The sequence below is a fragment of the Candidatus Jordarchaeum sp. genome, from assembly GCF_052745115.1.
The window spans coordinates 1-2,914 of sequence record NZ_JBRAKS010000428.1; the positions used below are offsets into that span (position 1 = coordinate 1).

Genomic DNA, 2,914 nt, shown 5'->3' on the forward strand with positions numbered 1-2,914 from the left:
GTGGAACGATGTATATTGGTCTTCCTTCACTTAGGGCTTGAGCGGTCTTCTTTCTGGCTCTTTGAACGAGCCTCCACACTGTTCCTCTGGAAACTCTCATCCTTTGTCCAGCTTCTTCTTGTGATAGTCCCTCTAAGTCGACTAGTCGAAAGGCTTCAAGTTCTGCCATTTCCAAGAATACAGGTTCTAAATTTCTTGGCGGGTTCGGAGCGAAACTGTTTATAGGCGGCGTCATCCCTAATATTACAGGTTTTGGAAACCTTCCTCTTCTGCCGCATCTATGTCTTTGTCTCCACACGGTTGTCCATCCTCTGTCTTCTTTGATTAATCGTTCCATTTATTAATTTAATATGTTAATAGACTACTTGTTTCTTCGAGAGCCCACAGTAAAGCTTGTTTCGCAGCCTTTCAGGCGATGTTTCTCTGATCAATAGACTGTACTTCAGTTTTCCGATTTCACATTCTTTCCCGATATTTTTCCCTCCCATTTTTGATCATTATTGTTATGTTAAACGGAAGATTTATATATTTCTGTGCTTTATCACATAATTGAATGTGTGCAAAAGCACAAAAATGAATTTAGAGGTGAAAAAGAACATGGGATGGGGTTGGATAGGTAGGCATGGTGGCTGGGCTGGTCCTTGGCCTGGTAGAGGGCCCTTCAGTCATTTGCCTCCTTGGCAGAGACCCGGATGGCTCTTTGGCTTTGGCAGAGGTTTCGGACGAGGATGGTGGTGGGGCGCTAATCCCTATGTATGTGCAAGGTTTCCTTGGCTTCCGAGATGGTGGTGGGCATATCCGCAATATGGATATGGATTTCCATATGCTAGTTATGATGTTGGATATAGGTATGGATTGCCCTACATGATTTACGGCTGGGGCTATGGATATCCTCAGAGCATGTACGGAATGACCGGTTATGCATATCCTCCTGCAATGTATTCATACGCGTATCCTCCAGCGCCATACATGAGATACTGGTAGAGGAGTGAAATGGAAATGGCATGGCCAAGAAGAGGTAGAAGATATTGGCGTTGGTATAGTTACCTGCCTCAATACCCATATGCGTATCCACCGCCTGGACAGATTCCGCCGCAGCAGCAATATCCTTATCCTCCATATGCTTATCCGCCGGCAATGTACCCGGCAGTACCAACACAATCTCCAGAAGATGAATTAGCAGCGTTAGAAGACTACAAGAAGGAGCTTGAAGACGAGAAAGCTAGCGTAGAACAGGAAATCAGTGATGTGGACGCACGGATAAAAGAGTTAAAGGCGATGCTTGAGAAGGAAAGGGGACAACCGTCAGGACCGTGAAGCCGTTGAGTTTGCCAATGAAACATTTTCAATGCGGCAACTGCGGACAAATAATGGAAGTTCCTCAAGGGGTTCCAAAACCAACACATTGTCCAAGATGCGGAGCGCCAGCTATGATGATTCATCGGCTAGATAAGGGTCCGCCTGGGGGAAGAAGAGGAAGGGGCGGAGGACCTCCATGGCAACGTTCGCAACCTTAGCTCCCCTTTTTTAGTTTCTGATTAGATCCTGTTAGGTGATTAAGTATGGAGAAGATAAGGATAGCTGTTCCAACAAAAGCGTATGCTGGTTTAGAGGATACTGTTTCGGAAGTTTTTGGTAAAGCTAAGACTTTTACTATAGTTGATGTTGAGAATGGCCATGTTAAAAATGTACGCGTAATTGACAATCCTGCAGCATCCTATGACTATGGTTCTGGACCTGTTGCTGTAAAAACATTAGCGGATCTTGAAGTGAATTTTGTATTAGCCTCTGAACTTGGTCCAGGTGCTTCAGGGTTGCTTGAGCATCATGACATAAAGAGGGTTTCGGTAAATCCAAACATAAAAGTTATAGACGCAATAAAAGAACTTAAAAAGTTGAAAAGATAAATGAAAATTTAAGCGCATTAGCATGCGAGATCGTGCGTTATGCAGTTCAATGATGCTGAAAATGTGATATTAACTGCGCAAAAGAATGAGATCACGGAACACTTTGTCTATGAAAAACTGTCTAAATCGATAAAAGATGCAAGTAATAAGGAAATTTTGAAACGTGTTTCGAATGATGAACTAAAACACTACGATTTCTGGAAAAAATATACTCATAAAGATGTAAAGCCGAGCAAGTTGAGAATGTGGAAGTACGTTTTGATTTCGAAAGTGTTTGGAATAACCTTTGGAATGAAACTGATGGAAAGAAATGAAGAAAAAGCTCATGTTATGTATGAAAAAATATCTGATTCTGTGCCTGATGCTAAAAATATCGTAAAAGATGAGGATGAGCATGAGAAGCAGCTCATAAATTTGATAGATGAGGAGCGGCTTAGATATGTTGGTTCTGTTGTTTTGGGTTTGAATGATGCACTTGTTGAGCTCACCGGCGCCCTTGCTGGTTTTACTTTGGCTCTTCAGGATACACGGTTAATTGTAATGACGGGCTTAATTACTGGGGTTGCCGCATCTCTTTCGATGGCTGCATCAGAGTATTTATCGACTAAATCTGAGAGTAGCGCTAAAAACCCCTTTAGGGCATCTGTTTACACGGGCTTCGCTTATGTCCTCACAGTTTTGTTTCTAATATTCCCCTATTTGTTTCTTACAGACATGTATGTTTGCTTGAGCTTAACAATATTGAACGCTGTTATCGTCATTTTACTGTTCAATTTTTATATTTCCGTTGTAAAGGATCTTTCATTTAAAAAGAGATTCTTTGAGATGACTATGATAAGCCTTGGAATAGCAGGTTTAACGTTCGCTATAGGTTTTGTTATAAAGGCGTTGTTAAACGTGCAAATATGATTATGCGTTGATGTTATGATAGTTTTTATATGGCTTTATGCTTATTAAGATTGGATAAACTCCGCTTGGCATGGAGTGTGCAGGTAAACGAGTGGAGA

At 41.7% G+C, this 2,914-nt stretch carries 6 protein-coding genes; 5 read left to right on the forward strand and 1 reads right to left on the reverse strand.

What is annotated here, in order from left to right; genetic code table 11:
* On the reverse strand, positions 1 to 298 hold a 298-nt coding region (locus ACUVXA_RS19040), incomplete at its 3' end, for a DUF134 domain-containing protein (protein ID WP_445872870.1).
* A gap of 299 nt (positions 299 to 597) precedes the next feature.
* Here ACUVXA_RS19040 and ACUVXA_RS19045 point away from each other — a divergent pair.
* From ACUVXA_RS19045 to ACUVXA_RS19065, 5 genes are read left to right on the forward strand one after another with little or no spacing between them, the layout of a single operon-like run.
* Positions 598 to 984, forward strand: a complete 387-nt coding sequence (locus ACUVXA_RS19045) for a hypothetical protein (RefSeq protein WP_445872871.1) — start codon at positions 598 to 600, stop codon at positions 982 to 984.
* 15 nt (positions 985 to 999) lie between these two features.
* Positions 1,000 to 1,317: a hypothetical protein gene (locus ACUVXA_RS19050; RefSeq protein ID WP_445872872.1), complete on the forward strand. Its 318-nt coding sequence runs from the start codon at positions 1,000 to 1,002 to the stop codon at positions 1,315 to 1,317.
* Positions 1,318 to 1,334: 17 nt separating this feature from the next.
* A complete protein-coding gene (locus ACUVXA_RS19055; RefSeq protein WP_445872873.1) occupies positions 1,335 to 1,517 on the forward strand; it encodes a hypothetical protein in 183 nt (60 codons plus the stop codon).
* Between the two features lie 45 nt (positions 1,518 to 1,562).
* A complete protein-coding gene (locus tag ACUVXA_RS19060) occupies positions 1,563 to 1,907 on the forward strand; it encodes a NifB/NifX family molybdenum-iron cluster-binding protein (protein ID WP_445872874.1) in 345 nt (114 codons plus the stop codon).
* A 39-nt stretch (positions 1,908 to 1,946) separates the two neighbouring features.
* The gene (locus tag ACUVXA_RS19065; protein WP_445872875.1) at positions 1,947 to 2,816 is read left to right on the forward strand and encodes a VIT1/CCC1 transporter family protein; all 870 of its coding nucleotides are present in this window, start codon (positions 1,947 to 1,949) and stop codon (positions 2,814 to 2,816) included.
* Positions 2,817 to 2,914: the final 98 nt, after the last annotated feature.

Excerpts from the sequence above, each read along its gene's own strand:
- ACUVXA_RS19050 (WP_445872872.1), top strand. The coding sequence starts at position 1,000 with ATGGCATGGCCAAGAAGAGGTAGAAGATATTGGCGTTGGTATAGTTAC.
- ACUVXA_RS19065 (WP_445872875.1), top strand. The coding sequence starts at position 1,947 with ATGCAGTTCAATGATGCTGAAAATGTGATATTAACTGCGCAAAAGAAT.
- ACUVXA_RS19060 (WP_445872874.1), top strand. The coding sequence starts at position 1,563 with ATGGAGAAGATAAGGATAGCTGTTCCAACAAAAGCGTATGCTGGTTTA.
- ACUVXA_RS19055 (WP_445872873.1), top strand. The coding sequence starts at position 1,335 with ATGAAACATTTTCAATGCGGCAACTGCGGACAAATAATGGAAGTTCCT.
- ACUVXA_RS19045 (WP_445872871.1), top strand. The coding sequence starts at position 598 with ATGGGATGGGGTTGGATAGGTAGGCATGGTGGCTGGGCTGGTCCTTGG.